26 protein-coding genes are annotated in these 26,303 nt (G+C 46.9%); 22 read left to right on the forward strand and 4 right to left on the reverse strand.

The annotated features are described in order from the left end of the window. The first annotated feature begins 23 nt into the window (after positions 1-23). Positions 24-548, forward strand: coding sequence for a L,D-transpeptidase (locus tag B0H94_RS00115; protein WP_106587201.1), 525 nt, complete (start codon positions 24-26; stop codon positions 546-548). Positions 549-589: 41 nt separating this feature from the next. On the opposite strand, the gene prli42 is transcribed toward B0H94_RS00115, so the two are convergent. Further along, entirely contained in the window at positions 590-679 is a 90-nt protein-coding gene (gene prli42, locus B0H94_RS15050) for a stressosome-associated protein Prli42 (protein WP_181315182.1), read from the reverse strand. Positions 680-794: 115 nt separating this feature from the next. Here prli42 and mce point away from each other — a divergent pair, with 115 nt between their 5' ends. From mce to B0H94_RS00130, 3 genes are read left to right on the forward strand one after another with little or no spacing between them, the layout of a single operon-like run. Beyond that, positions 795-1,238: a methylmalonyl-CoA epimerase gene (mce, locus tag B0H94_RS00120; RefSeq protein ID WP_106587202.1), complete on the forward strand. Its 444-nt coding sequence runs from the start codon at positions 795-797 to the stop codon at positions 1,236-1,238. After that, positions 1,228-2,355 (forward strand): M20/M25/M40 family metallo-hydrolase, encoded by a 1,128-nt coding sequence (locus B0H94_RS00125; RefSeq protein ID WP_106587203.1) that lies wholly within the window; start codon positions 1,228-1,230, stop codon positions 2,353-2,355. The genes mce and B0H94_RS00125 overlap by 11 nt, the downstream gene beginning before the upstream one ends. 41 nt (positions 2,356-2,396) lie before the next feature. Then, entirely contained in the window at positions 2,397-2,870 is a 474-nt protein-coding gene (locus B0H94_RS00130) for a MarR family winged helix-turn-helix transcriptional regulator (RefSeq protein WP_245893864.1), read from the forward strand. 49 nt (positions 2,871-2,919) lie between these two features. On the opposite strand, the gene B0H94_RS00135 is transcribed toward B0H94_RS00130, so the two are convergent. Then, the gene (locus B0H94_RS00135) at positions 2,920-3,141 is read right to left on the reverse strand and encodes a hypothetical protein (RefSeq protein ID WP_106587205.1); all 222 of its coding nucleotides are present in this window, start codon (positions 3,139-3,141) and stop codon (positions 2,920-2,922) included. Positions 3,142-3,271: 130 nt separating this feature from the next. Here B0H94_RS00135 and B0H94_RS00140 point away from each other — a divergent pair, with 130 nt between their 5' ends. The 5 genes from B0H94_RS00140 to B0H94_RS00160 all read left to right on the forward strand — a co-directional run bounded on the left by B0H94_RS00140 (position 3,272) and on the right by B0H94_RS00160 (position 9,218). Continuing rightward, positions 3,272-4,405: a DNA polymerase IV gene (locus B0H94_RS00140; protein WP_181315183.1), complete on the forward strand. Its 1,134-nt coding sequence runs from the start codon at positions 3,272-3,274 to the stop codon at positions 4,403-4,405. A gap of 81 nt (positions 4,406-4,486) precedes the next feature. Beyond that, positions 4,487-7,018, forward strand: a complete 2,532-nt coding sequence (locus B0H94_RS00145; protein ID WP_106587207.1) for a hypothetical protein — start codon at positions 4,487-4,489, stop codon at positions 7,016-7,018. After that, positions 7,015-7,308 carry an EscU/YscU/HrcU family type III secretion system export apparatus switch protein gene (locus B0H94_RS00150; RefSeq protein ID WP_106587208.1) on the forward strand — a complete coding sequence of 98 codons (294 nt, stop codon included), beginning with the start codon at positions 7,015-7,017 and terminating at the stop codon, positions 7,306-7,308. The genes B0H94_RS00145 and B0H94_RS00150 overlap by 4 nt, the downstream gene beginning before the upstream one ends. A gap of 57 nt (positions 7,309-7,365) precedes the next feature. Beyond that, positions 7,366-7,785: a flagellar export chaperone FliS gene (gene fliS / locus B0H94_RS00155; protein WP_106587209.1), complete on the forward strand. Its 420-nt coding sequence runs from the start codon at positions 7,366-7,368 to the stop codon at positions 7,783-7,785. A 23-nt stretch (positions 7,786-7,808) separates the two neighbouring features. Further along, positions 7,809-9,218, forward strand: coding sequence for a flagellin N-terminal helical domain-containing protein (locus B0H94_RS00160; protein ID WP_106587210.1), 1,410 nt, complete (start codon positions 7,809-7,811; stop codon positions 9,216-9,218). A 682-nt stretch (positions 9,219-9,900) separates the two neighbouring features. On the opposite strand, the gene B0H94_RS00165 is transcribed toward B0H94_RS00160, so the two are convergent. Beyond that, the gene (locus B0H94_RS00165; protein ID WP_181315184.1) at positions 9,901-11,868 is read right to left on the reverse strand and encodes a methyl-accepting chemotaxis protein; all 1,968 of its coding nucleotides are present in this window, start codon (positions 11,866-11,868) and stop codon (positions 9,901-9,903) included. A 257-nt stretch (positions 11,869-12,125) separates the two neighbouring features. Here B0H94_RS00165 and B0H94_RS00170 point away from each other — a divergent pair, with 257 nt between their 5' ends. Continuing rightward, on the forward strand, positions 12,126-12,566 hold the full coding sequence (locus B0H94_RS00170) for a YaaR family protein (RefSeq protein ID WP_106587212.1): 441 nt from the start codon (positions 12,126-12,128) through the stop codon (positions 12,564-12,566). A 37-nt stretch (positions 12,567-12,603) separates the two neighbouring features. Here the strand turns inward: B0H94_RS00170 and B0H94_RS00175 are convergent, their stop codons facing one another. Further along, positions 12,604-13,005, reverse strand: a complete 402-nt coding sequence (locus B0H94_RS00175; RefSeq protein ID WP_106587213.1) for a potassium channel family protein — start codon at positions 13,003-13,005, stop codon at positions 12,604-12,606. Positions 13,006-13,117: 112 nt separating this feature from the next. On the opposite strand from B0H94_RS00175, the gene B0H94_RS00180 reads away from it, so the two are divergent. The 12 genes from B0H94_RS00180 to coaBC all read left to right on the forward strand — a co-directional run bounded on the left by B0H94_RS00180 (position 13,118) and on the right by coaBC (position 26,303). Beyond that, positions 13,118-13,588 carry a low molecular weight protein-tyrosine-phosphatase gene (locus B0H94_RS00180; protein ID WP_106587214.1) on the forward strand — a complete coding sequence of 157 codons (471 nt, stop codon included), beginning with the start codon at positions 13,118-13,120 and terminating at the stop codon, positions 13,586-13,588. Between the two features lie 2 nt (positions 13,589-13,590). Continuing rightward, positions 13,591-14,442, forward strand: coding sequence for a fructosamine kinase family protein (locus B0H94_RS00185; RefSeq protein WP_106587441.1), 852 nt, complete (start codon positions 13,591-13,593; stop codon positions 14,440-14,442). A gap of 719 nt (positions 14,443-15,161) precedes the next feature. Further along, positions 15,162-16,529: an FAD-dependent oxidoreductase gene (locus B0H94_RS00190; RefSeq protein ID WP_106587215.1), complete on the forward strand. Its 1,368-nt coding sequence runs from the start codon at positions 15,162-15,164 to the stop codon at positions 16,527-16,529. 1 nt (position 16,530) lies between these two features. Next, positions 16,531-17,523 (forward strand): class I SAM-dependent methyltransferase, encoded by a 993-nt coding sequence (locus B0H94_RS00195; protein ID WP_106587216.1) that lies wholly within the window; start codon positions 16,531-16,533, stop codon positions 17,521-17,523. 51 nt (positions 17,524-17,574) lie between these two features. Continuing rightward, positions 17,575-19,437, forward strand: coding sequence for an asparagine synthase (glutamine-hydrolyzing) (gene asnB, locus B0H94_RS00200; protein WP_345789024.1), 1,863 nt, complete (start codon positions 17,575-17,577; stop codon positions 19,435-19,437). A 319-nt stretch (positions 19,438-19,756) separates the two neighbouring features. Continuing rightward, positions 19,757-21,253, forward strand: coding sequence for a phytoene desaturase family protein (locus tag B0H94_RS00205; RefSeq protein ID WP_106587218.1), 1,497 nt, complete (start codon positions 19,757-19,759; stop codon positions 21,251-21,253). Continuing rightward, the gene (locus tag B0H94_RS00210) at positions 21,253-22,725 is read left to right on the forward strand and encodes a phytoene desaturase family protein (RefSeq protein WP_106587219.1); all 1,473 of its coding nucleotides are present in this window, start codon (positions 21,253-21,255) and stop codon (positions 22,723-22,725) included. Before B0H94_RS00205 ends, B0H94_RS00210 begins: the two co-directional genes overlap by 1 nt. A gap of 1 nt (position 22,726) precedes the next feature. Beyond that, positions 22,727-23,566, forward strand: coding sequence for a phytoene/squalene synthase family protein (locus B0H94_RS00215; RefSeq protein ID WP_106587220.1), 840 nt, complete (start codon positions 22,727-22,729; stop codon positions 23,564-23,566). A gap of 225 nt (positions 23,567-23,791) precedes the next feature. Beyond that, positions 23,792-24,052, forward strand: a complete 261-nt coding sequence (remA, locus tag B0H94_RS00220) for an extracellular matrix/biofilm regulator RemA (protein ID WP_106587221.1) — start codon at positions 23,792-23,794, stop codon at positions 24,050-24,052. Between the two features lie 26 nt (positions 24,053-24,078). Then, on the forward strand, positions 24,079-24,696 hold the full coding sequence (gene gmk / locus B0H94_RS00225; RefSeq protein WP_106587222.1) for a guanylate kinase: 618 nt from the start codon (positions 24,079-24,081) through the stop codon (positions 24,694-24,696). Continuing rightward, positions 24,696-24,899 (forward strand): DNA-directed RNA polymerase subunit omega, encoded by a 204-nt coding sequence (rpoZ, locus tag B0H94_RS00230; RefSeq protein ID WP_106587223.1) that lies wholly within the window; start codon positions 24,696-24,698, stop codon positions 24,897-24,899. Before gmk ends, rpoZ begins: the two co-directional genes overlap by 1 nt. Positions 24,900-25,097: 198 nt before the next feature. Further along, positions 25,098-26,303 carry a bifunctional phosphopantothenoylcysteine decarboxylase/phosphopantothenate--cysteine ligase CoaBC gene (gene coaBC, locus B0H94_RS00235; RefSeq protein WP_106587224.1) on the forward strand — a complete coding sequence of 402 codons (1,206 nt, stop codon included), beginning with the start codon at positions 25,098-25,100 and terminating at the stop codon, positions 26,301-26,303.

A 26,303-nucleotide genomic window follows, 5' to 3' on the forward strand; every position in this document is an offset into this window, starting at 1 on the left:
CGCTAAGAGCAGGAGGCAGTGATATGTCAGTGCTTTTGACAGCAGTTTTATCGTTTGCAGCGGTGGTGCCACTTTGGCCGCTCGATCTTCCCGCGTGGCCGGGAGAGGAAGAGCTCGTGATTAACACAGCTGAGCAGGAACTTGGGGTAATTGTAGAAGAACAGCTTGAAGACGTTTATCCAGTCGCAAGCGGCACGCCGCAAACCCCTACACCGCCGGGGGTGTATCAAGTCATAGTGAAAGCTGAAAAGCCTTATTACCGTGCGGAAAACATTGAAGGCGGCGATCCGGATAATCCGCTTGGCTCTCATTGGATTGGCTTAGATGTTCCGGGAAGCGATGGACGCACATACGGAATTCATGGAACAAATGAACCGGAAAAGATAGGGGAGGCGGTATCCAACGGCTGCGTTCGCATGTATAATGAAGATGTAACTGATTTATACGAACAGATTGATTACGGAACGCGTGTCACCGTCGTTCATGAGCCCGGTCAGTCGATGGAGCACTTAGCGTATGAAGCGCTTACAAACGCTGGTTTGCATTAAAAAAAGACCGCGGCTTTGAAAGCTGCGGTCTTAAAACTTGCTTAAATCATCGCAAGGCCGGTTAAAAGGCTGCCGAGCACGAGCGTAATAATTAAAAAGTATATAATTATTGTTTGAAATTTGCGTGGCATAGAAGATCCCTCCAAATGTAATGGACTTTGATTTCTATTGTACGAAAAAACGAGGATAGGCTCAAGGTGTCACAGCAAGTTCATCATAAAGAAGATGAAAAAAGGGGGCGGTGTTATGTTAGGAGAAGCACCTGAAAAAATTGATCACCTCGGTCTGGCCGTTCATTCACTTCAAGAGCATCTGCCGTTTTATACGGATGTGCTCGGTTTAACCCATGAAAAAACAGAGGAAGTACAGGCGCAAGGCGTTAAAGTTGCTTTTTTAACAATTGGTGAAGCAAAATTTGAATTATTAGAGCCAGTATCAGCAGAAAGCCCGATTGCAGGCTTTTTAAACAAACGCGGTGAAGGTATTCATCACGTTGCCCTCCGCGTTACAAATATTGAAGCCCGCATGGAAGAAATGAAACAAGCCGGGATCCGGACGCTGCAGGATCAACCTGTCACCGGGGCCGGCGGAGCACTTGTTGCTTTTTTGCATCCGAAAGATACAAAAGGCGTGTTGTATGAATTGTGCGAAAAACAAGACAGAAAGGATGTACATAACGATGATCAATGAAGAACGGTTGCTTGACGAATTTTTAGAACTTGTCCAGGTGGATTCAGAAACAAAAAAAGAAGGAAAAATTGCCCGGCTGCTTAAAGCAAAATTTGAAGAGCTCGGTGTAACTGTGGAAGAAGATGATGCAGCTGAAACCACTGAGCATGAAGCGAACAATTTAATCTGCACGCTAGCAGGAACAAATGACGCAGCAAAGACCGTTTATTTCACGTCGCATATGGATACGGTCGCCCCAGGTGAAGGGGTTAAGCCGACCGTTGAAGATGGATATGTGAAAACAGATGGAACAACAGTACTCGGGGCAGATGATAAAGCCGGGCTTGCAGCGATGCTTGAAGCGATTAAAGTGCTGAAAGAGCAGCAGCTCGACCGCGGAACGGTTCAGTTTATTATTACCGTAGGTGAAGAATCAGGACTTGTCGGAGCAAAAGCTTTAGACGAATCAAAACTAAAAACTGACTTTGGTTATGCGCTCGATAGTGATGGCCCGGTCGGTCACCTTATTACAGCTGCACCAACGCAGGCAAAATTTAATGTAACGGTTCACGGAAAAACAGCCCATGCCGGTGTAGCGCCGGAAAAAGGGGTTTCAGCAATTACTGTAGCTTCTCGTGCAGTTAGTGCCATGCCGCTCGGCCGGATCGATGAGGAAACGACAGCTAATATCGGGCGTTTTGAAGGTGGAGGCGCAACGAACGTTGTGTGTGATCAAGTGACGATTACAGCTGAAGCCCGCTCGCTCGTTCGCGAAAAACTCGATCAACAAGTAGAAACGATGACGAAGGCATTTCAAGAAGCTGCTGAAAAAGCCGGCGCAAGCGCTGATGTTAATGTTGAAATCATTTACCCAGGCTATAAGCTGTCAGAAGAAGATGAAGTTGTCGCTAAAGCAATCGCAGCAGCGAAATCACTCGGTCGTGAACCTAAACAGCTGCAAAGCGGTGGAGGAAGTGACGGTAATATTATTTCCGGCTACGGGGTGCCAACGATTAATTTAGGCATTGGTTACGAAGACATTCATACAACGAATGAAAAAATGTCCATCGCTGAACTAACGAAAGCAGCAGAAATGGTCATTGCAATTATTCAAGAAACCGCCGGTACAAATCAATAAGAACAGTACATGCATAACAGGAGGATGAAAGTTTGGAAGCCATGGAGTTTCATAAGTATTTAAATATGTTTCGCGGTGCTTACAAAGTGCTCGAGGAAGACTGGCAGCGTTCAGCACGTGAAATTGGGCTGACGCTTGCAGAGCAGCATACCCTTTGGATCATTCAAATTGAAGGGAAAGCAACGATGTCACGGGTGGCAGAGGTAGGTCTTTGGGATTTATCCACCGTGATGCAGATGATGAAGCGGCTGAAAGAAAAAGGTTTAGTACAAACATCGAAAAACGAAGAAGATTTACGCGTTTCGTATGTTGTGCTTACAACGCTTGGTGAGGAAAAAGTGGAAGCTTCAAAAGGTTTTACGCATCGTTTAGAAAATTTTTTGGATAACTGTGAAGCTAATGAAGAAGACCTTACCTATATTTATGAATTTTTGCGCCGGATTAACCAGACCTACCACGGTGATGGTTTTATAAACTGGGTGGAAAGCGGTGCAGAAAATGGGTCTTCTGAATAAAAAAGGCGCACCGGCAGCAGCCGGGCGCCTTTTCTAACGTGATTAACATTTATAAAGATGACGGAGATACGGGCGGGGCAGTTTCTGCGTTTATAGCCGGACCGTACTCCATAGCTTCTAGAATGAGTTCTTCTGTTCGTCCAAGCGCAAGCGAGAGTTGTGTAATTGAAGGTGAGTGTCCGGTATTTGTACGGATCACATGTGCGACAGTTTCTGTTTCCTGCATAATAACTGTGAAATTTGGTTGACAGTTGTTCGGGTGAATATCCATGACATCACCTGCTTTCTCCTAGATAAATTAATGATAACATAGATAAAACTAATAATGATACCTAATTTATGAAGATAATGCAATAAGATTTCTTGTATTGAAAGTTATGAAATTTTAAGGAGGGATGAACGTGGCAAACAAGGCGTCAAAAAAGCATCCAGTTTTGTTTCATGTAGATATGAACAGCTTTTATGCGTCCGTCGAATTATTGTACCGCCCTGAGCTTCGCGGCAAACCGGTGGCAATCGCCGGCAATCCGAAAGAGCGCCGGGGAATTGTCGTAACTTCGAGCTATGAAGCTCGTGCTTACGGCGTTAAGACAACAATGCCCGTCTGGGAAGCGCGCCGGAAATGTCCTGATCTAATCATTATCCCTCCGAATTTTGATCGTTACCGAGAAATGTCACAACTCATGTTTGCTAAGCTTACTGAATTTACGCCGCTTGTTGAGCCGGTATCGATTGATGAAGGTTATATGGATGTGACAGATGAGGCGTTAACAAACGATGCCTTAAATCTTGCCAACCTCGTACAGCAAGCTGTTTTTGGTGAGCTTGGGCTCCCGTGCAGTATCGGTGTGGCGCCAAATAAATTTTTAGCGAAAATGGCAAGTGACATGGAGAAGCCAAACGGTCTCACAGTGTTACGTAAGCGGGACATTCAAGAAAAACTTTGGCCGCTGCCTTTAATTGAAATGCACGGCGTAGGTGCAAAAACGAACGAACGCCTTAACCGCGCCGGCTTAAAAACGATCGGTGACCTTGCTGAAGCTGATGCTCTCTGGTTGAAAGCGGAATTCGGCATTAAAGGAGAAAAAATGTATGAGCGGGCTCACGGGATTGATGAACGCCAGGTGGACCCGGAAGCTGCCGGCGATCGGAAGTCTGTCGGCCGCTCGACGACCTTGCGGGAGAATACAAACGATGATGCAGAGCTTCTGCGGCAGCTTGAACGCCTGTCAGAGCTAGTTGCTGTCCGGCTGAAACATCATCATCTATGTTCCAATAATATTCAGCTTATGCTCCGCAACCGGAATCATGAAACGATGACCCGCAGTCAAACGTCTGTGAATCCGAAAATGGAAGCAGATGATATTTTTGAGGCCGCAAAAGCTTTGTTTTTAAAATATTATGATGGTGAGGACATCCGTCTTGTCGGTGTAACAGCCCTTGATGTGTACTCGCGGGACGAAGCATTTCACCAGCTCGATTTATTTCGTTACGCCGAAGAAGTTGCAAAAGCTGAACGAAAACGAGAGGAATAAGCAAATTTCGCCGGCAGACTCAATGTTTTGCGTTTTGATGTCGATATAAATCATAGATATGAAACGTTTGGAGGAAGTTTTATGCAGGTGAACCAGCAAACCTCAGCCCAGGCACAGACGAACGGTTCTCAAGTGCGTGAAGGCGATCTTGTAAAAGCCCGGATTACAGAACGGGTTTCGGATACAGAAGCAAAAGTGAAAATCCGCGGCCGTGAGATGACGGCTACCTTCGAAAGTGGTGTACCTAAAGGCGACCGGGCCACCGTACAAGTACAAGGGAAAAGCGATAATAACGTGCAGCTTCGTACCGTGGAAACAAAAAGCGGCGGCAGTGAAGGGCGTAATTTTGATCAGGCACTGAAAAAGTTAAACGGCGGCCGGGAAGTTTCATCTGAAGTGAGACAGGCGGTACGTTCACTCGTTGATGGTGGTTCACCTGTGACGCGCGAGACTGTGCAGGCGGTGCAGCAGCATTTGCAGTCTGCCTCCGGCAGTCCATCAGCACGAATGGAGACGGTACAGGCAGTAGCATCAAAGCGGCTCCCGGCTACGCCGCAGCACTTGCAGGCGGTGCACCAAGCCTTGCATCACGGCGGCACGATGCCGCAGGCTGCACAGGCAGCGGCAGCACAAGCTGGAGGTGGCGAAGCATTACCAGTTGAAGCACGAAGTGTGGAGGCAGCAGTCCGTGAAGCTGTGCAGGATTTACGCCAGGCCGTTGAGCGCGGACAGGACCCACTACAGGCCGCCCGGCAGATGCAGCAGATGCAGCAGCAGAGCGGGATGCCCCCGGCGGCCCAGGCAGCGCTGCAGCAGGTGGTCAGCCAAGCGGCGCAGCTGTTAAACGATGGGCAAGGCAGTGCTGCGCGTGATCAGCTCTTACAAGGCTTGAATCAAACGGAGCGCCAGCTTGCCAATATGATGCAGCTTCAGCCTGCCCAAAGCTCCGCGCCAAACATAGGGGAGCAGGCACTGACTGAAGCGCGGACGATGCTCTCGCGCGAACCGGATGCTTCCAGGGTGATTGAGCATATCCGGCAGAACGTTTTGCCGCAGACACCGCCGAGCCAGCAGGAGACGCTCGCTCAAGATCTTCGCCAAGCCGAAGAACGACTGCAGGCCGGCCGGGAAATGACCGCCCGCCAGCTCATGGGTGCGGTGCTTGAACGGGCGCAGCCGCAGCAGGCAGCTGCTGCGCATACGTATACGGCTCAAGCCGATTTTCAAACGCAGCAGCCATTTGAAACGCGCGTCCTTGTAGAGGACCGGGTGACGGAGCGGCTGCAGCGGATGACCGGCGAATTTGCGAATATGAAAAAAGATATGAACCGTCAGCTCGACCAATCGGCCCGGCTGCTCGCTCAAAACCAGCAGCAAAATGCACCAACCGCCCAGCAAATCTTAGAAAATACGATAAAAACGCTCGATCGGACGATTATGCGAAGTGACATGATGCAGGTCGCAGACATGAAAACCGAACGCCAGCTCATGCAGGCCAGCTCCTCACTCGCTGAAGCAAAAAAGCAGCTGCAGCGCGGTAACCACCAGGAAGCCGCCCGAATTGTGCGTGAAGTGCAGTCCCAAGTTGAAGCGACCCGCTTTGAACCGTCCGAGAAAAAAGTAAAACAATTTGTGACACATGACCGGCAGACAAGCGCCGCCCGCACGCCTGCACAAACAGTGCAAGGCCAGCCGCAGCCAGTACAAGCTCAAACCGCCCAGCAGCCATCGGCCCAGAGCCAGCCGCAGGGACAGCCGTCAGCACCGAGCCAGCCGCAAGGGCAGCCTGCAGCACAAGGTCAGCAGGCGCAGATGAGTGCTGCAACGGAAAGTGCGCGTCCGCAAACAAACATCATGTTCTCCACCCAGCAGGCACAGGCACCGCAGTCGCCGGCTCAGCAGGTGGTACAGGCGTGGCAGCAGGTACAGCACATGGCAGCCTCACAGGACGGGAGCGCCCGGCAGGCGTTTGAATTCATGCGGAGCGTCGGCTTAAACCGGGAACCGGAAGCGGCGCAGTATTTAGCGGCAAACCGGGAAACGGCAGCTTCATCAACGAGCAGTGATGATCAGCGCCGGCAAAATTTAAAGCACGCGTTACTGCAGATGGCAAAAGATGAAGGAAAAGAGGCGAATCAAGACATTGAGGCTTCATTAAATGATTTAACCGGCCAGCAGTTATTAAGCAAAGAAGATCAAGGGGCGATGCAGCATTTATTTTTCAGCCTGCCAATGATGCTTGAAAATAAGACAGAAAACCTGGAAGTTTATGTGAACGGCAGAAAGCAGAATGAGCAGGTGGACTGGGAAAACTGTGATTTATATTTTCATATTGAAACACCGAAGCTCGGAGAAACTGGAATTTCCGTTGAAGCAAACGACCGGCAGTTAAACGTGAAACTGCAAAATGATCACCCTGATTTTGAACGCCGGCTCACCCCTGTCGTTGACCGGACCGCTTCGATGCTTGAAGGGATCGGCTACAATGTCAATAAAATTACGTGGGAGCCGTTTACTGATAACCAGCCGGCTGCGCCAGAAAATAAAGGCAGTGAAGCGTCGGAGACACAACGCCCGATTTTTTCAGAGAAAGGGTTTGATTATAAAGTATGAAGCAGTATCAATACGTAAACAGCGTAAACCGGAAGCTGAAAAACGGACCGACGGCAGCGGTACTGCAGTATGATGACGGTGACGCACCTAAAGTTGTCGCGCACGGCAAAGGTGCGGTGGCCCAGCAAATTTTAGAACTAGCTGAAGAAAATGATATTCATATGCAGGAAGATCCGATGCTTGTACAAAACTTACTTGATATGGATCTCGGCGAAAACGTACCGCCGCAGCTATACTCGGTCATTGCAGAAATTCTGCTTTTAATTGAAGAAATGGAGCGCAACTATTAAGGAATTCGACTTTGAAGCCGATAAAAGAATTAGCATAAATGAGGGAGGACGCCGCGGATGAATTTTATGACTGAAGCGTGGCTGCACCAAAAAAGTCCTGAAGAACTAACGGCGTTACTGTATGAAGCGTTAGAGCGGAATTTACTTGAAGCTAAAACAGCGGTACACGATCAAGCTTATATGGATGCCAATGCGAAACTGCAAAAAGCCAATGATATTATTCACCGGCTTGGTGCCGGACTGAACTTTGAAGCAGGCATTATCGCAGATCAGCTTGAAGCATTATACAACTATATGGCTGAGCAGGTGATTATGGCAAACCGGACGAAAACGACAGCGCCGATTGATGAGGTGCTGCGTATACTTAACGATATTGATACTGCGTGGCAGACCGCACAGCAGACGAAAAAAGACCAAGCGAGCGCCGGCAGAAAAATGCAGGCGAATGCTTATGAAAAGCAGATGATGTTTGATTAAGGAAAAATAAAGGAGCGATCAACGTGAAGATTAACAATAACATTCAAGCGTTAAACGCATACCGCAACTTAAACCAGACCCAGCAGGAAACTTCCGGCAACTTAGAACGTCTCTCGTCCGGTCTGCGCATTAACCGGGCGGCTGATGATGCAGCCGGCCTTGCCATCTCGGAAAAAATGCGTTCACAAATCCGCGGTCTTGACCAAGCCGAGCGCAACGCGATGGACGGCATCTCGCTCATTCAAACAGCAGAAGGCGGCATGGAAGAAGTACAGGCGATGACCCAGCGCATCCGCGAACTGGCTGTACAGGCAGCAAGTGACACAAACACTGACGATGACCGTGAAGAAATTCAACGCGAAGTAGATGAACTGCTCGAAGAAATCGATGAAATCTCCGACAAAACGGAATTCAACACAAAAAAGCTGTTGAACGGGGATAATGCTCTCGGTTCAAATTTATCTGGCGAAGATGATCTTGATTTAGGAGAAGCACCGCGCATTTCGAATAATGACTTGGAAAGCGGGATGTATGAATTAAGCCTTAAGGGTGATGGTAATGACTCTCCTGACTTAATTAAAGAAATTTTATCAGGCGGGTCGATCGTTGATGGAGAGGCAGATGATCTTGTAAATGAAGATGATTTCAAAGGCAGTGGTTTATCTCTTGGCAAATTTGAGATTGAGGTATCGAATTATGATGACAGTGAAGATGAAGCGGACATCACCGTTTATCAACCGGACGGCTCGGAGCTGGGCACCGAAGTAGGGGCTGACGTAAGTGATGAGGTAGAAATCACCGATGATTTTAAAATTGGTGGAGGTAAAATTGATGGTAACGGCACGATCGAAGTAAGCATGGAAGCGGATATCAACGGTCAGATTGAAGCTGATGACGGGGCGGATTTCAATTACGACTCCGGTGAGTTTACGAAAACGACAGAAAACGGTGTCCTTGAAGTCGACGGTATGGAATTTCAATTCGACAGTGGTGTATTAGAAAAAGACGGTGATGATTCCACTAAATTCGAAGTCTTCAACAACTCCCTCAATTTCCAGATCGGCGCAAATTCCGGACAGAATGTGCTCGTTGATATTGATGAGCTTGGCACGGATAATTTAGGAATTGAAGGGTTAAGTGTCTCCACACAGGAAGATGCAAATGAAGCGATCGGTAAAATTGATGGCGCCCTTGAGCAAGTATCAAGCATCCGCTCCAACTTAGGGGCCACCCAAAACCGGCTGGAGCATACCGTAGACAACCTGCAGGTAACCCACGAAAACTTAACGGCGTCTGAATCGCGTATCCGTGATGCGGACATGGCAGAAGAAATGACGGAGTTTACGAGAAACAACATATTAAACCAATCCGGTACGGCAATGCTTGCCCAGGCGAACCAGCTCCCGCAAGGCGTACTTGAATTATTACAGTAAGTTCATCGATAATGTAAAAGCTCCGGCCGTTGATCACACGGCCGGAGCTTTTTTAGGCAGTTCAAACCTAAGTTCCACGCACAGCTTACTGCCCCGAGCTCCGGGCGCTGTTCCATAAGAGATATTTGAAATGATAGGCACGGGGAAGTATACTCGCTCGCACCAATGGCATAAGTGCGACATCGACTCGATCAGCACTTACGCTTGATTTTGTCGTGTCTGCTTTGCCGCCGGGTAGCTTATCAGCGTGCGCGTGAAAAAACGCTCATTGCAGGGGTTCGATTGCTGCTATTCTTAGGGGATAAGTAAATATAATAGGGTACAGCCTAGAACGTTTCGTACGTAAAGGTAATCGCGCTTTAAGTTACTTATGTTACTGTTGTATTGAGGGTTAAAAACGCCCTATCTTCGTAAAAAGAGTAAGCTTAAGACTTTCAAGTTTTCACATATGTGAGCCAATGTCATCATGACGCTTCATGAGTAATTAAACGAATAATGTATTGACAATGATTGATGATCTGTAAACTTAAAAGTAACCGAAACGAAAGACGGCGACTCCCAGAGGATCGAGCGCAGCTTGAAGATCCACTTGTTCGAATGGTTTATATTCGAACAAGTTAGCTGAAAGCAAGCCCTCGGGAAAGCGCCTGTCTGAAGTGAAGGTTACGTTCATTGTTTGGATTTATAGTTTAAAGTGTTTCGTTTTTTGCTGAAGTTGTGCGCTTAAGTCATTTAGCTTCTCAGAGGATTCACCGACTGATGCTACAGACTTCGCTTGTTCATCAGCTGAAGCAGATACTTCTTCTGCGGTCGCTGCGGCATGTTCAGAAACTTCAGCAATGGTCGTCATAGATGTCGTAATATCGTCTTTATGCTGTTTAACTTGATGAAGGTCTTCGCCAAGCCCGGTAATGGCGCTGCTTAATTGATCAACGGAAGTGATAATGGACTGTAAAGCGGTGTGCGTATCTTGTACAGACTGCTGCTGCACGTGCTGCACGCCGGCGGCTTGCTGCATCGACGCCTCCACCTGCTTCGTTTCAGTCGTTACTTCCTGCAAAGTATTGTGAATTTGTTCTGTTGCCTGAATTGATTGTTCGGCAAGTTTGCGCACCTCTTCAGCAACAACGGCAAAGCCTTTTCCGTGCTCGCCGGCCCGCGCAGCTTCAATGCTTGCGTTTAAAGCGAGCAGGTTCGTTTGATCAGCAAATGCTGAAATCGTATCAACAACATTGGTGACAGCCTCAACTTTTTCAGAAAGTTGTTCGACTGCTGTATGAACGTGTGAGAAGACTTCAGCCGCTTCAGTTGTGTTTGCTTCAAGGGTTTGAAGTCTTTCGCTGCCTTGATCGTTTGCTTGGCGCATCTCGCTTGATAATCCCGTCATTTTTTCGGTCTGCTGTTCAGCTTCATCTACGCTTGTTGACAGCTCTTTCACCTTTTCATTAACATTTTCAATTTCCCCGGCCTGCCGCGAAGCTCCTTGTGCAACATCATTTACCGCGTTGGACATGTCGTCGCTTGTTGCGGCCGTTTCTTCAGAGACAGCACTTAAATCTTCAGCCATGGTGCGGGTGTCATCGGCTGAATGCTGGATGGAGCCGATTAGTCCGCGCAGTTCGTTTGTCATCGTCTGCAGTGCTGTACCGAGCTCACCAATTTCATCCCGGCTTTGCACGTGAACTTCACGGTTTAAGTCACCGTCAGCGAGCTGCTGTACGTGATTTCGCATCTCACGTACCGGACGGGTGAACCTCCCGGCTGCAGCATAAGCTCCGGCGATGCCTATGAGTACGGCAATGATTGAGACGATGATAAATGTGTAGCGTACTGTGGCTAAATCTTGATAAAGAATGTCATCATCGTAGTTTGCAAGAATCGTCCAGCCGAAACCGTCGACGGTTTGGTAATACGCTGTCTGGCCTTCGCCCTCAACGCTTCCCTGCTCATCAGCGGAAACGGCATTTGCCAAGTAAGAACTATCCGCCACTTCGTCACCGATTTGCGCTTCATTCGTATGAGCAATATACACGCCTTCTTCATCGATCAGTGCAAGCTCCCCCTCGTAGCCGGTATCAGCTGTTTCAAGAGCACTAACCATGGCATCTAATGAAATATCAATCGCTTTAACGCCGCCGGTTTCAATCGTGCGGGCAGCTGTAATAATAAGCTCATCGGTTTCAATATCAATATAAGGAGACGTCCAGACAGTTTCGCCGGGATTGGCTTCAGCGGCTGTATACCAAGGTCGTTCTGTTGCATCAAAATCTTCCGGCACATCAATTTCAGGGGTAGACGTAATTGCGCCGTCAGCTTCCCCGATGTACATGAGCTGAATGCCGGACTCACGGTCTAGGTAAGCTTCGTGTGTGGAACGAATCCCTTCCCAAGCATCATCACGATCAGTATCAGCCGTAAAGTTTTCTGCACGTGGATCCTCGCTTAACGTATGTACAGTAAGTGCATACTTGTCCATAAATTCTTGAATGTAGCGTTCAGTATCTTCTGTCACAGCCGAGGCATTTTCCTCAACAGTGGCCTCGATCCCGTCGGCAAGTTGATAGTAAATCACAAGTGAGGTTATCAACATGGTACCCACAAGCATGATAGCAGCTGCGGCGACAAACTTTGCTTTCATAGATTGGCGCATCGAATCCCGTCCTTTCATGAAACTTTTAAAACCTAAGTATGAATTTGGTTTATTCTAACCGAGAAACGGACCGTGCAGTAAGGGACTTTTGAATGATATTTAGTTCTTTGGTAGGTTATTACTTACTTATATTGAAATCATTGACGTTCGAGCTGCAATTCTCCCCCGAGGATTGTTTGCAACCGGTTCTTGGGCAGGTGTCTAAGTTATGATAAGATGAATGTAATAAATTTACGCATAAAGGCGGGAAGCCAAGCATGGATATTCAAAAAGTCGGCCGTACCGATGCAGCGAAGCGGACAGAAGCGAAAAAGCCGGCTGGCGGCGACCAAGTGAAATTTACAGAGTTGATGGATCAGCGTCGGAATGATCGTAATCATGAGCGGATGAATCAGCTCATGCAGAAAATTGATGATCAAGGAAAAGTGCTGGCAGAAAGCCGTACGGTAGATGAACTGCGCAAGTATAAAGATCTCGTGAAAAGCTTTATGAATGAAGCGGTGGAAAACGGTCTCAGTCTTGAAGAAAAACGGGGATTCAACCGGCGCGGCCGGACGAAAGTGTATAAAATTGTTGAAGAAGTGGATCGTAAACTGCTTGATTTAACGAACGACGTGATCAACAAAGAAAAGCGCGGCCTTGATATTTTAGATAAAGTCGGCGAAGTACGCGGCCTGCTTGTAAATATGTATGCCTGAACAAAAAGCTGCCTTAGTTGGGCAGCTTTTTGTCATTCTATTCACTTTTTCGGCTGGCGATCGCTTGAACGAAATAAGCAGTAGGCAGCAGTATACCTAACCCTGCTTGTATCACAGCGAACAAGCGGGCATGATTTACTGGAACGAAATCACCGTAACCAATTGAGAGCATTGTAACTCCGCTGAAGTATAAGTAAGTTAGAAAGGATGGATCTACCGCTTCTCCAAGCGGATCTCCAACGCGAATAACAACTTCGAAATAAGAGAGAAAGTAATACAAGCAGGCAAACCCGAGAATAAGTGCACTTAAGACGATAATTAATTTGTACAGAAGAGTTGTGTTTAAGTAGCTTTCTTCCTGCTCCCGCTTTATGAAAAAATAAATAAGGTTTATAGCAATAAATATTAAGCTAACTGCGATTAACAAACTAGGAAGCATTGTTCATCATCCTTTTGTGATTAGCAAATGATGTATAACTATTCCCGTAGATAAAGCTAAACAAACCGTGTATAATAAATAGCAATGCATCTTTTGTAAGGAGGAAAAGCTAGTGATACGTGTACTATTTGTTTGTTTAGGCAATATTTGCCGCTCGCCGATGGCTGAAGCAGTATTCCGTCATAAAGTAGAAGCAGCCGGACTTCATAATTACATAGAGATTGATTCAGCCGGTACAGGGAGCTGGCACATTGGAAATCCGCCGCATCCTGGTACGGAGGCAGTGCTTACTGAAAACAGCATTAAAACTGATGGTCTAAAGGCGCGCCAATTAAAAGCTGAAGATACAGAAACGTTTGACTATATCGTAACGATGGACAGTGACAACTTAACGGACACAGCAGCGGTTAAAACGAATCAGGCACAAACTGAAATCAGCCGTCTGCTTGAGTTTCACCCGGACCTTAGTGAAACTGATGTAGAAGATCCTTATTTAACGGGGAATTTTACAAAAGTGTACAACATGGTGACAGAAAGCTGTGATTACTTACTCGAACATATCCGGGGGCGTGAAAACTTGTGAGCATGAACTTGGAAAAAGCGTTAACTGCTGTCGGTGCACCGGGAGAAGACGCACAAAAAGCCCGGCCGGTCGGCGGCGGGAGCATTTGTCAAAGTTTTTACGTTCCAGGCCGGGAGAACGCGTATTTTGTGAAACTTTTAAAAAACGCACCGGTCCATTTTTTTGATAAAGAAGCTTCCGGTTTGAAATTTTTAGCTGCTGCTGAGGCGCTTACTGTGCCTGAAGTTTACGGTGTAGGGGAAGAATACATTGTTTTAGAATGGGTCGAAGAAGGCCGGCAAAATGCCGCAGTTGAAGAAGAACTCGGCCGGGGGATTGCTTCACTTCACGCTGTTACAGCGGATGATTTTGGGCTGGCTGAAGATAATTTTATTGGCGAGCTCCCGCAGGAAAACACCTTTGATAATGATTGGGTTGACTTTTACCGGGAGCAGCGGCTGTACAAGCAGTTTGAGCTTGCACGCTCCATTGGCCGGCTCGGCGGGGACCGGGCGGCGAGAGCTTGGCAGCTGTTAGATCAACTCGATGACTTTCTGCCGCGAAAAACGGCAGCTTCAAAACTGCACGGCGACTTATGGAGCGGAAACTGGATGGCTGCAAGTAATGGTCGGCCGTATATCATTGACCCGGCGGTTTATTACGGACACCGCGAAGTTGAACTTGCATTTATGGAATTGTTTGGCGGGTTTTCGCCGCGCGTTTTTGCTGCTTATCAAGAGCAGATGCCTTTAGAAGCAGCATTTGAGGAGCGCAAACCGTTGTATCAGCTATATTACCTTTTAGTACATTTAAACATTTTCGGCGAAAGCTACGGCGCAGATGTGGACCGGATTTTACGGCGGTACACGAAGTAATCTCCTCCGTGTGATTGACGTAAACAACAAAAGAAATAAATCAAGGCCGCGCTTCGTAATGAAGGGCGGCTTCAGCTTGTAGACAAACGCTTGAAAATGCTAAGGCTGACGCTTAAAGTCACCGTGTCTTCTTAGCCCCGGTCACCGCCTCAATTTCCTCGGCAAACAACCGCTGCCTGCGGGATTTTCGGTTTGCGCTGTTCCTCGTGGCGTCGCCGCCGATACTCGTCAGCCTTGCATTATTTGAGGGTCATGAATTGTAGAGAGGTTTTTGATGAAGCAATAGATACATGAATCAATTTCATAACGACGCTTCATAAACAATCAAACGAACAATATCCATTGGAAATGATTGATGATCCGTAAATTTCAAAGTGACCGAAACGAAAGACGGCGACTTCCAAAGGATCAAGCGCAGGCTGAAGATCCACTTGTTCGAATGAACGATTCGAACAAGTTAGCTGAAGGCAAGCCCTCGGGAAAGCGTCCGTCTGAAGTGTAAGTTACGTTCATGTTTCGTTTTTTAACCTATTAAGATGGCAGCCCGCGGAGCTTAGAGCAGTAAGCAGTGTGTGAATGTTAGGTTTAGTACTTAGTCAACAGTCTGAAGCCGCGCTTCGTAATGAAGGGCGGTTTTTTTGTCGTGTACATACCGGTGGCTGACGTTTAGCCGCTGAAAGAAGCGGGAAGCTTTTTGTTAAGAAAGATAGGTGAGGCGGATGAATTATCATGTTCTAATTGTCGGTGGTGGTGTGGCAGGTTTAACCCTTGCCTTAAAACTCGTGCGCTGCGATGTCGACGTACTGCTTGTAGAAAAAGAACCTTCAGAAAGCCCGCTGTATAAAGGTGAACTTGTACAACCAAAAAGTTTAGAAATATTAGACAAAGTTGATATTTTGCAAGATATGTATGAATGGAGCTATCCGCTTGCGGATACCGTTTCAAAAGAAGTAGATACGTTTTTCGATCAGCAGCCAGTTGAACGGATGGAAACGCGGCTGTCTTATAAGCAGCTTGCAAAAACACCGTATAACGAAGCTCGGATGATCCGTCACGAGAAGCTGCGAGAACTATTATTTGCCAAGCTGTCTACATATGAGACGTTTCATCATATGCGCCCGGCAAAGTTTACAGGATTTACAAATGAAAACGATCCATTGAAACGACGGGCTGTGATTGAAACGAAAGACGGCACAGTCGAGCATGTGTTTGCGGATATTTATGTGGGTGCAGAAGGCAGAGCATCAAATGTTCGAAAATCAATGAACGTAGATATACGTGAAACGAAATATAACCACCAATTTTTAACCGTCTCATTTCCGAAGCCGCCTTCATTAACAGAAGCGGTCATGTATGCGTCACAATCGTCATTTTTAGGGTTGTTTCCCCTTCCTGATGGTGAAGTGCGCACCGTTTTGCTCGTTGAACAAGGGGAATGGAAAGCGATGAAACGTGAAGGGCCGGAAGCGTTCGCTCGTGCGGTGAAGCAATTCATGCCTGAAATGGAAGGTTATGTGGATCAGATTCCTTCATGGAAAGCGATCCAGTTAATGATACCGATCCGCTTTAATGTTTCTCATTATGTTGAAGACAACAAGGTTATCATCGGTGATACCGCTCACAGTGTTCACCCAATGGCCGGTGAGGGAATGAATTTAGCGATTCAAGATGCTGATGTATTGGGTGAATTGATTGGCTGGATGCACAAGCGCGGCGATATGGACCTTACGCATTTAAAGTGGTTTGAGCACGTACGCAAGCCCCGGGCGGAGTATTTGTCGAAACTAAGCCATCAATCAGCCCTCGTGTACGCGTTTTATCATCCGTTGTGGCGGAAATTGCGCATGCGTGCGCTATATCATATGGAAAATAACGCCCGCCTGCATTTTAAGCAGATGTTAAATGTATCAGGTCTTGGTCTTTGGAAATCTAATATTTTTGATTACATGATGCATATGGGTCTGCCGCCAGGACTGGCCCGCGGCCGGAAACTGCCGGCACGCAGGCAGCAAAAACACATTTTTACTGAAGCAGACGATTATCCTTGGCAGGCCGGGGGCGATCGTTCAAAGAGAGAGGGGATTTAACATGAATGAATGGAAGCAGCTTTATCATGCTCGCAAATGGATGAAAAACAATGAAACATTCCTGCCGACGTGGCATGCGTATGTCGGATATAAACTGTCGTTGTTTGAAGTGTTTGAAAAACCAATAACGGCCGCAAAAGCTGCAGAAAAGCATGCACTTGATGAAACACTTCTTATGCGCTGGGTGGAAGTCGGCGTGGCTGTTGGACATCTTGATGCAAAGCGCAGCGGGAAAGTGAAAAGTAAAAAAGAAGTGTTAAAGTATATTGCGCCATCAAGTTCAGCGTCTGTAGGCGCTCTTTTAAAAGAAATGATGGAGCTTCACATCCCAACGCTTTTAAATTATCCAGGTTTAATGACTGGAGAATCGCGTATGGATTATCAAGCAGTTGACTTTGGGGCAACGGTTGCAGAGACGTCAAGCTATTTAGAAAAGCTCGCGTTTCCGATGATGCTAAAGTATATGAAAAAGCAAAACGGCGGCACGGTGCTCGACATTGGCTGCGGCTACGGGGGTTACTTAGCGCGCATTCATGAAAAGCAGCCGCAGATGAACTTGATCGGCTTAGAAGTTCATGATGGAGTGATTCAGCAGGCTGAAGAACGGTTTGATGCAGATAATCAAAACGTCCGCTTTGTGCACGGTGATTTTACAGCGTACGGGGACGGGGCATTTCAAGCAGATTTTGTTATGATGAATAACTTATTATATTATTTTGAACCAAAAGACCGTGGAGAGCTGTTACAAAAGGCGGCAACCTGGGTTGAAAAAGGTGGGAAATTGTTTATTATTACACCACTTGGCGATGCTGAACACGGTAAAGCATTTGCAGCTGCCTTTAACAGCTTTATGTCTGCACACAGTAACCTTTATCCACTACCTACATCAAAGGAGCTGAAGCAGGATGGTAAAGCAGCCGGCTTAAAATTAAAACAACTCGATCCTGTCGTCAAAGAAGGCGGCTGGTATTTCATCGCCTTTGAGAAAAAGTAGTTACAGTTCACATCCACTCGGCCCCCGGCATATGCTGAAATGATATTCATTTTGGCGGAAGCCGGAAAAGGCGGGGTGGTTGTTTTGTGTGGAATTACCGGCTGGGTTGCGTTTGACGAAGGGAAGCGCCCAAAACGGCGCGATGTGCTTGCGATGACCGAAACGCTGCAGCACCGCGGCCCGGATGCAGCAGAAATTTGGGCGTCTCCGGAAGCGGTCTTTGGTCACACGAGATTAATTGTTATTGATGCAGATGGCGGCCGGCAGCCGATGACAAGAAGCTGGCGTGAAAAAACGTACACGCTTGTATACAATGGCGAGCTTTATAACACAGATGAACTGCGTGAGCGCTTAAAAGAGCTCGGGTGGGTGTTTCAAAGTTATTCAGATACAGAAGTGGTACTTGCAGCTGCTGCTGTGTGGCAAGAAGAAGCCCCTGCTTATATGAATGGCATTTTTGCATTTGCGCTTTGGACGCATGAAACAAAACAGCTGCTTCTCGGTCGTGACCGCTTCGGGGTGAAGCCGCTCTTTTATCAAGAGGTGGATAACGGCTTAATTTTTGCATCGGAAATCAAAGCACTCCTTGCACATCAAGACGCAAAAGCGGTGCTTGATGAAACCGGGGTACATGAGCTGATGGCACTTTCACCAATGCGCACGCCTGGAAGCGGCGTTTTTAAGAACGTTAAAGAAGTCCTTCCTGCACATACGTTAAACGTGGCAAAAGAGGGGATGAAGAGCAGGCGTTACTGGCAGTTTTCAAGTCAAGAGCATTTAAAGAGCCGTGAAGAAACCATCGAAAACGTTCGAGCTCACTTGTTTCGCATCGTTAATCAGCAGCTTGTAAGTGATGAGCCAATCGGTACCTTTCTGTCTGGTGGCGTGGATTCAAGCGCCTTAACTGCCATTGCTGCAACAAAACTTGATCAGCTACCGACATTTTCTGTTGATTATGAAGCAAACGACAAGCATTTTACATCTTCAAAATTTCAGCCGGCTTCGGATCAAGACTTTATCCCCCTCGTCTCGAATCAATACAAAACAGTACACCAAACATTTACGATGCCGATTCAAGCATTGAGCAGTCATCTAAAAGAGGCGATGATTGCAAGAGACCTCCCTGGCATGGCGGATATTGACGGTTCCCTTCTCTGGATGGCCGGTGAGGTAAAACCGCATGTAACAGCAGCGCTTTCAGGCGAATGTGCAGATGAAATTTTCGGCGGTTACCCTTGGTTTTACAAGCCGGAATTAATGGAGCGCGAAAACTTCCCGTGGATGTCGTCACATACACTCCGTCAGCAGCTTTTACATCCGTCGTATGAAAAGCATGCTGACCTTGCTCAATTTGCAAAAGAACGATTCGAAAAGACAAAAGCAGAAACACCGCTTGTCTCCGGTGAGAGCGAAGCAGCATCCCGGCGCCGGCAGCTATTTTACGTAAATGCCCACTGGTTTATGGCGACGCTTTTAGAGCGTAAAGACCGGATGACGATGAAGCGCAGTCTTGAAGTTAGGGTTCCGTTTGCTGATCATGAGTTAGCTGAATACGTGTGGAACATTCCTTGGTCATTAAAATTTGAAGGAAATGTGGAAAAAGCTGTACTGCGGCATGCGCTTAAAGGCGTACTTCCTGAGCAAGTGTTGTGGCGTAAAAAATCGCCGTATCCAAAAACCCATCACCCGGATTATACAAAAGCTGTTCAAGCGTTAGTTACAAATATCCTGCATGACAAAGATGCACCAATTCACGAATTGATTCATCGTAACACCTTACAAACTATCGTTTCCAAAGCTGCCGCAAATACGACTGAACCATTTTTCGGTCAGTTAATGGCTGGTCCGCAGCTGCTTGCGTATATGTATCAGTTGAATGAGTGGATGAAAGCATATGATGTGAAACTTGCCTAATGAAAGCTGAAATCTTCCTTTTTAAAGCGGTATGAAATTCAATAAAAAATTTTTATTCACGAAAAATTTCTTCTGCAATGCGCGTTTGATCAGCTTATATGTCAGGATATAACGCTAAAAGATTCCGTTGAAACATGTCGAATTTTTGCGAAAACCTAGGATGTAAGTGTATGCTTAACTTAAGTATAAAGCGTGAATATGACCTTTTTTCGTGCTTTACCGACGCATTTTGTAAAAAAGTTTGTTTAAGTTTTGTAACGGGTATAAAGAAGTGATTCCTACTTTTATCGTGCGTGAAGGTAAGTGCTGGAGGCTTAAGATGACAAAGCGTGAAATTGCAATTATCGGTGCTGGTCCAGGAGGGCTCGCAGCTGGCATGCTGCTGAGCTCATGGGGGTACGACGTTCAAGTTTATGAAAAGCAGCCGTTTGTCGGCGGGCGTACATCACAAAAGCAGGTGGGCCGCTATACGTTTGACCGCGGCCCGACTTTTTTTAGTATGCCGCATATTTTAGACCGGTTGTTTCAAGCAGCCGGACATTCCTTACATGAAGAGGTGCAGTTAAAAACGGTTGAACCAATGTACGAGCTTCAGTTTCCGGAAGTCTCGCTCTATCCATCAAATGATCAAGATGCAACGCGGGCGGAAATCGCACGTAAATTCCCTGGAGAAGAACTCGGGTTTGATCGTTATATGACCGAAACTGAACGAAAGTGGGAAAAACTGCTGCCGATGCTGCAAAGCGAACATGGCGCGCTGGTTGATTACCTCCGCCCGCAGACATTGAAAGCCTTGCCGCACTTATCGCTTGGACGGAGCCTTTACGGGGAGCTTGCAAGATTTTTCTATTCAGAAACATTACGGCTCGCTTTTACTTTTCAATCGAAATACTTAGGAATGTCTCCGTGGGAATGTCCTGGTGCGTTTAGTATTTTGTCCTTTATGGAGCATAAATACGGCATGTATCACCCTGTCGGTGGTATGCATCAGCTTTCTGAAGCGATGCGCCGCGTCATTGAAGCACACGGAGGCGTCGTGCACACCGATTGCGGCGTCGAACATATTGAAACGAAAAACAGTCAGATTCAAGTACTGCACTTTGCTGATGGCAGCACGGCTTCACCGGATCATGTAGTATTAAATGCCGATGCAGCCCATGCTTTTTCTAACTTGTTTGATCAACCAGTATCAAAAGCATGGCATCCGGATAAAGTAGCGGAAAAATCGTACTCTTGTTCAACGTTTATGATGTATGCAGGCGTGAAAAAAACATTCAACGAGCCGCACCATAAAATCGTGTTTTCGTCGAATTATAAAGAAAATGTTGAAGATATTGCTAAGCGAAAAGTACTTTCAGATGACCCCTCGATTTATATTCAAAATGGAGCTGTAACAGATGATACGTTGTCGCCTAAAGGGACAACACCGCTTTATATCTTAGCGCCTGTACCGAATAACGAAAGCGGGATTGACTGGGAAAATGAAGCGCCGGCGTTTCAAGAAAAGCTGTTTGATATGATTGCAAAAAAAACGACATACGGTGATTTGCGCCCGTATATTGAGGAGCTCGAAATTATCCACCCGGGAAACTGGGAAGCTGAACACTGGATTTATCAAGGTGCAACGTTCAGCCTTGGCCATCAGTTAAAACAAATGATGTACTTTAGGCCGCACAATGATTTTTCAGGGATCGGCAATTTATGGCTCACCGGTGGCGGGACGCATCCAGGGAGCGGCCTGCCAACGATTTTTGAATCGGCGCGTATTACTGCAGAAAAAATTGAGCAACGTCACGGCATTTGGAGGGAAACGTAATGAAAACGGTAATTGCCGGCGGCGGAATTGGCGGCTTAGTGACAGCTTTATATGCGACTCATCACGGTGATGAAGTCACTTTAATTGAGCAGCAGTCAAAGCTTGGCGGCCGGATGCAGTATGTAGAAAACGCTGGCTTCAAAATTGACGCAGGTCCTACGATTGTGCTGCTTCCAGATATGATCCAAGAGATTTTACAGGAAACCGGGTTCCCGGTGGAGTCTCTTGACTGGCAGCTTTGTGACCCATTGTATACGATGAATTATCCAGACGGTTCTTCGTTTCGCAAGTTTAATCATCCGGTGCGTCAAATGGATGAAATTGAGGCGATGTTTCCTGGAGAAGGGCCAAATTATGCCCGTTTTCTAGAAGAAATGAAAGTGCGATTTGAAGAAGGGCGGGCAGCCTTTTTGGAAAAAGCATTTTTAACGAAGCGGTCGTTTTTCACAGCTGAAAACATGAAAGCACTCTGGCGGATGAAAGCGTATAAAAGTGTACGGTCACTGGCGCGCACGTATTTTTCTAACCCGCGGCTGCAGGAGGCATTTTATTTTCAAACGTTGTATATCGGCGGGCAGCCGTCGAAAGCGCCAGCCATGTATTCGCTCGTCCCGTTCAGTGAGCAGCATCACGGGATCTGGTATTTAAAAGGTGGATATGCCGGTTTAATCGAAGCCATTGAAGCAGAGCTGCGGCGACGCGGTGTAACGATTCGCACCAACGAAGCAGTGACCGAGGTGACGCACGAATCAAATCGAGCGGTAGCATTGCAAACTGAAACAGGTGAAGTGGAGGGTGACCGGTTTATTATGAATGGTGATTTTCCGGTAACGAAAGAGCTGCTTAAAGAGCAGTCAAAAAAGCCAGGTCAAACTTATGAACCGTCTTCAGGTTGTTTACTCATTTATCTCGGTTTAAACCGGTTTTACGCTGATGCTGAAGTTCACCAGTTTTTTATGAATGATGCATTTGATGCACATATGACGGACGTATTTAAGTACCGCAGCTGGCATCCGGATCCATCATTTTATGTGTTTTACCCGAGCTTAATTGATGAAACCCTTGCACCTGCTGGAAAAAGTGTGATGTATATGCTCGTTCCTGTACCTGCTGGAAAGCCGGATACTGATGTGGAACGTTACGCTGAAGCAGTGATTGAAAAAGCAGAAGCGCGCGGTTTTTCCGGACTTTGTGAGGCGATCGAGTGGAAGGAGCTGCGCACGCCGCAGGATGCTGAAATGGACGGTTTGTTTGAAGGCGGCAGCTTCGGGCTTGCGCCGACCCTTATGCAGTCAGGTGCCTTTCGTCCCCAGTTGAAGCCGTACCGGAGTGAAAATGTGTATGCTGTCGGGGCATCAATTCACCCCGGTGGCGGGGTGCCGATTGTGATGCAGGGTGCAAAACTCCTTGCCCGTTACCTTTATGAAGACACGCAAGCGCCGGTGTCATCTGATGGAAAGGAAGTGGAATGATATGAAAGATGTACAAACAGCTTACGCCGATTGTAAAGCTGTGATCGACGCGCACAGTAAAACGTTTGCGAAAGCTTTCAGCCCTCTCCCGAAAGAAAAGCGTCAAGCAGTTTGGGCGGTTTATGCTTTTTGCCGCCAAGCTGATGATATTGTGGACGAAGGAAGTGAGCCGGAAGTAGAACTACTGCAGTTTCGTAAAGCGTTCCGCGACTTTCTTGAAGGTGATTACGACCGGTCATCAAGCTTGTGGATCGCATTAGCAGATGTGTTCGAACGTTTTCCGATGAGTGATGCTCCGTTTTGGGATATGATCCATGGTCAGGAAATGGACATTGAAGCCTCTGTGTACGGTACGCTTGAAGATGTTGAAACGTATGCCTACTTTGTGGCGAGCACCGTCGGCTTAATGCTCCTTCCAATTTTAGCTCCGGAACGCCGTGAGGAGCTCGCAGAAGGCGCGGTAGCACTTGGCAAGGCGATGCAGCTTACAAATATTCTGCGCGATGTTGGCGAGGATCTGGAAATGAACCGGATCTATGTGCCTGCAGAGTTGATTTCACGCCACGGTGCAGAAGAAGCTTTTCACCGGAAAGAGGCGACAGCTCCGTTTATTTTATGTTGGGAAGAAGTTGCAGAAAGAGCTGAAGTTTTGTATCAAAAGGCTTTTGAAACGATGCATTTATACCCGCGTGAGGCCCGGATTCCGGTTAAAGGATCCGCATATATGTACCGGGCGATTTTAAACTCTGTTCGTAAAAATGAATACGATGTTTTTCACAAGCGTGCGCACGTAAGTTTAGATGAAAAAGAAGAAATTATTCAGAAGCTTTCAAGCAGCTGAAGTTTGCACAGGCTCAAAGGAAAAAGCAGTGTTTGTTTGTCTGCATTTTCAACTTTGAGCCTGTCGTTTATCTCAGGTTCTTTGCAGCTTGTTAAATCAATACAGCCAGCTACTTGTTGCCTGCGGAAAAATTGTTTAAAATATAATGTAGCGAGTGCGTACGACAAAAGAACAAAAGCGGTAAATTGTACAATCGTTTGATGACATTGAAATGAGGGATGGACAGTGAGCATTAAATTAATTAATATCGGTTTTGGCAATATTGTATCAGCCAACCGGATGATTTCCATCGTCAGTCCGGAATCAGCCCCGATTAAGCGGATTATTCAAGAAGGGCGCGATCGCAATATGCTAATCGATGCTACATACGGCCGCCGTACTCGCGCGGTAATTGTGATGGATAGCGATCACGTCATTTTATCGGCCGTGCAGCCGGAAACGGTGGCGCAGCGTCTGCATACAAAAGACGATAATGAAGACGAATAGTTTGAGGAAAGTAGGCGAAAGTGATTATGAAACAAGATAAAGGGTTGCTGCTCGTTTTATCCGGGCCCGCGGGTGTCGGCAAAGGCACGGTGTGCAGCACGCTCCGCGAAAGTGATGCAAATATCACTTACTCTGTATCCGCAACGACACGCGCACCGCGTGAAGGTGAAGTGGACGGAGTAAACTATTACTTTAAAACACGTCAAGCGTTTGAGGACATGATTGCAAAAGGTGAGCTTTTAGAGTGGGCACAATACGTCAACAATTATTACGGAACACCGCTTCCCTACGTTGAAAAATCGCTTGAAAGCGGCAACGACATCATGTTGGAAATTGAAGTCCAAGGGGCAGAGAAGGTTAAAGAACGCTACCCGGACGGGGTGTTTATTTTCTTGATGCCACCGAGCCTTGAAGAACTCAAAAACCGAATCGTTAACCGTGGTACAGAATCAATGGATACCATTCACGAACGGATGACGGTGGCTAAAGATGAACTCGACACGATGGACATGTATGATTATGTCGTTGTGAATGACGAAGTAGAAAGCGCTGTTGAACGGATCCGTGCCATTTTAACTGCAGAACACTGCCGCAAAGACCGGCTGATTGAAAAATATAAAGAGCAATTGGAGGCTGAAAACTAATGCTACATCCATCCATTGATGAACTAATGCGTACGATTGACTCCAAGTATACGTTGGTTACAATTTCTGCCCAGCGCGCCCGGGAGTTTCAAGAAATGGAAGAAGTAACGCCAAACGTCGAAAAATCAACATCTAACAAATATGTAGGTATGGCGCTTGAAGAAATTCAAGCAGGTACGCTGACTTACCAGCACTCAAAATAACGTACGGCCGAAGTGGAGCCTTCCGATCAGGGAGGGCTCCCTTTTACTATGTCATTAAAATACGCAACAAATGTTGCTTTGCGGTGGACACTTGGACCCGACGGGCACTAGTGCCACCTGTGAAAGCGAGTATATTTTCAAAACCTATCATTTAAGGTGTACTTTATATGATAACCATAAATTAAAGGAGGCCGTGTCATGAGTGTTCAAGGAAAGCGGGTTGTACTTGCTGTTACCGGCGGCATCGCAGCATTTAAGTCAGCATCACTTGCAAGTCAACTCACTCAGGCAGGTGCAAAAGTGCAGGTAATGATGACAAAAGCAGCAAAAGAGTTTATTGCGCCGCTTACATTTCAAGCATTGACCCGCTCCCGTGTATATGATGATACATTTCGCGAAGAAAACCCTGAAGAAATCGCCCATATTGATGTCGCAGATGAAGCTGATGTCATTGTGGTAGCCCCGGCAACAGCAGATGCGATTGCCCGGATGGCGCAAGGTCATGCAGATGATATGGTGACGACAACGTTACTAGCGACAAAGGCACCTGTGTTTGTTTCACCGGCAATGAATGTAAATATGTACCATCATCCGGCTGTTCAAAAAAACTTACAAACCTTGGCTGACCGCGGGGTAAAAATGCTTGAAGCAGGTGACGGTTATCTTGCCTGCGGCTGGGTTGGTAAAGGCCGTATGGCTGAACCTGTCGAAATTCAAAATGCACTGGAAGCGTTTTTTACTAAACCGCTTACCCTCCAAGGTGTACACGTACTTGTCACAGCCGGCCCGACCCGGGAGATGGCTGATCCTGTACGATTTCTTTCTAATCCATCTTCAGGACGGATGGGGTTTGCGATTGCTGAGGAAGCAGCCAGGCGCGGAGCAGAGGTTACGTTAATTGCCGGACCTGTAGAGTTATCAACACCTCCAGAGGTTCACCGGGTGAATGTTGTATCAGCTGAAGAAATGTATAACGCTGTAACAAAGCATCTTTCAGCCGAAGCAATCGTTGTAAAAACAGCTGCTGTCAGTGACTACCGGCCGAAAACGTACCAGGCGCAAAAAGCAAAAAAAGAAGATGGTGAAACTGTACTTGAACTTGAACGAACCCCGGACATTTTAAAAATGCTCGGCGAACAAAAAGAAGCACAGTTTTTAGTCGGCTTTGCTGCTGAAACGGATGAAGTTGAAACTTATGCGAAAGACAAACTCGAGCGTAAAAATCTCGATATGGTTGTTGCAAATGATATTACTGCAGACGGCGCAGGTTTTGCCGGCGATACAAACGAAGTGATGATTATGACGAAAGAAGAAACACACCGGCTGCCCGCCTTAACGAAACGAGAAACGAGCGTTCAGATCTGGGATGCTGTCGAGCAAAATCGTTGCAAGGGGCAGGGGTAG

It is taken from the genome of Salsuginibacillus halophilus, assembly GCF_003014715.1.
Lineage (GTDB): Bacteria > Bacillota > Bacilli > Bacillales > Marinococcaceae > Salsuginibacillus > Salsuginibacillus halophilus.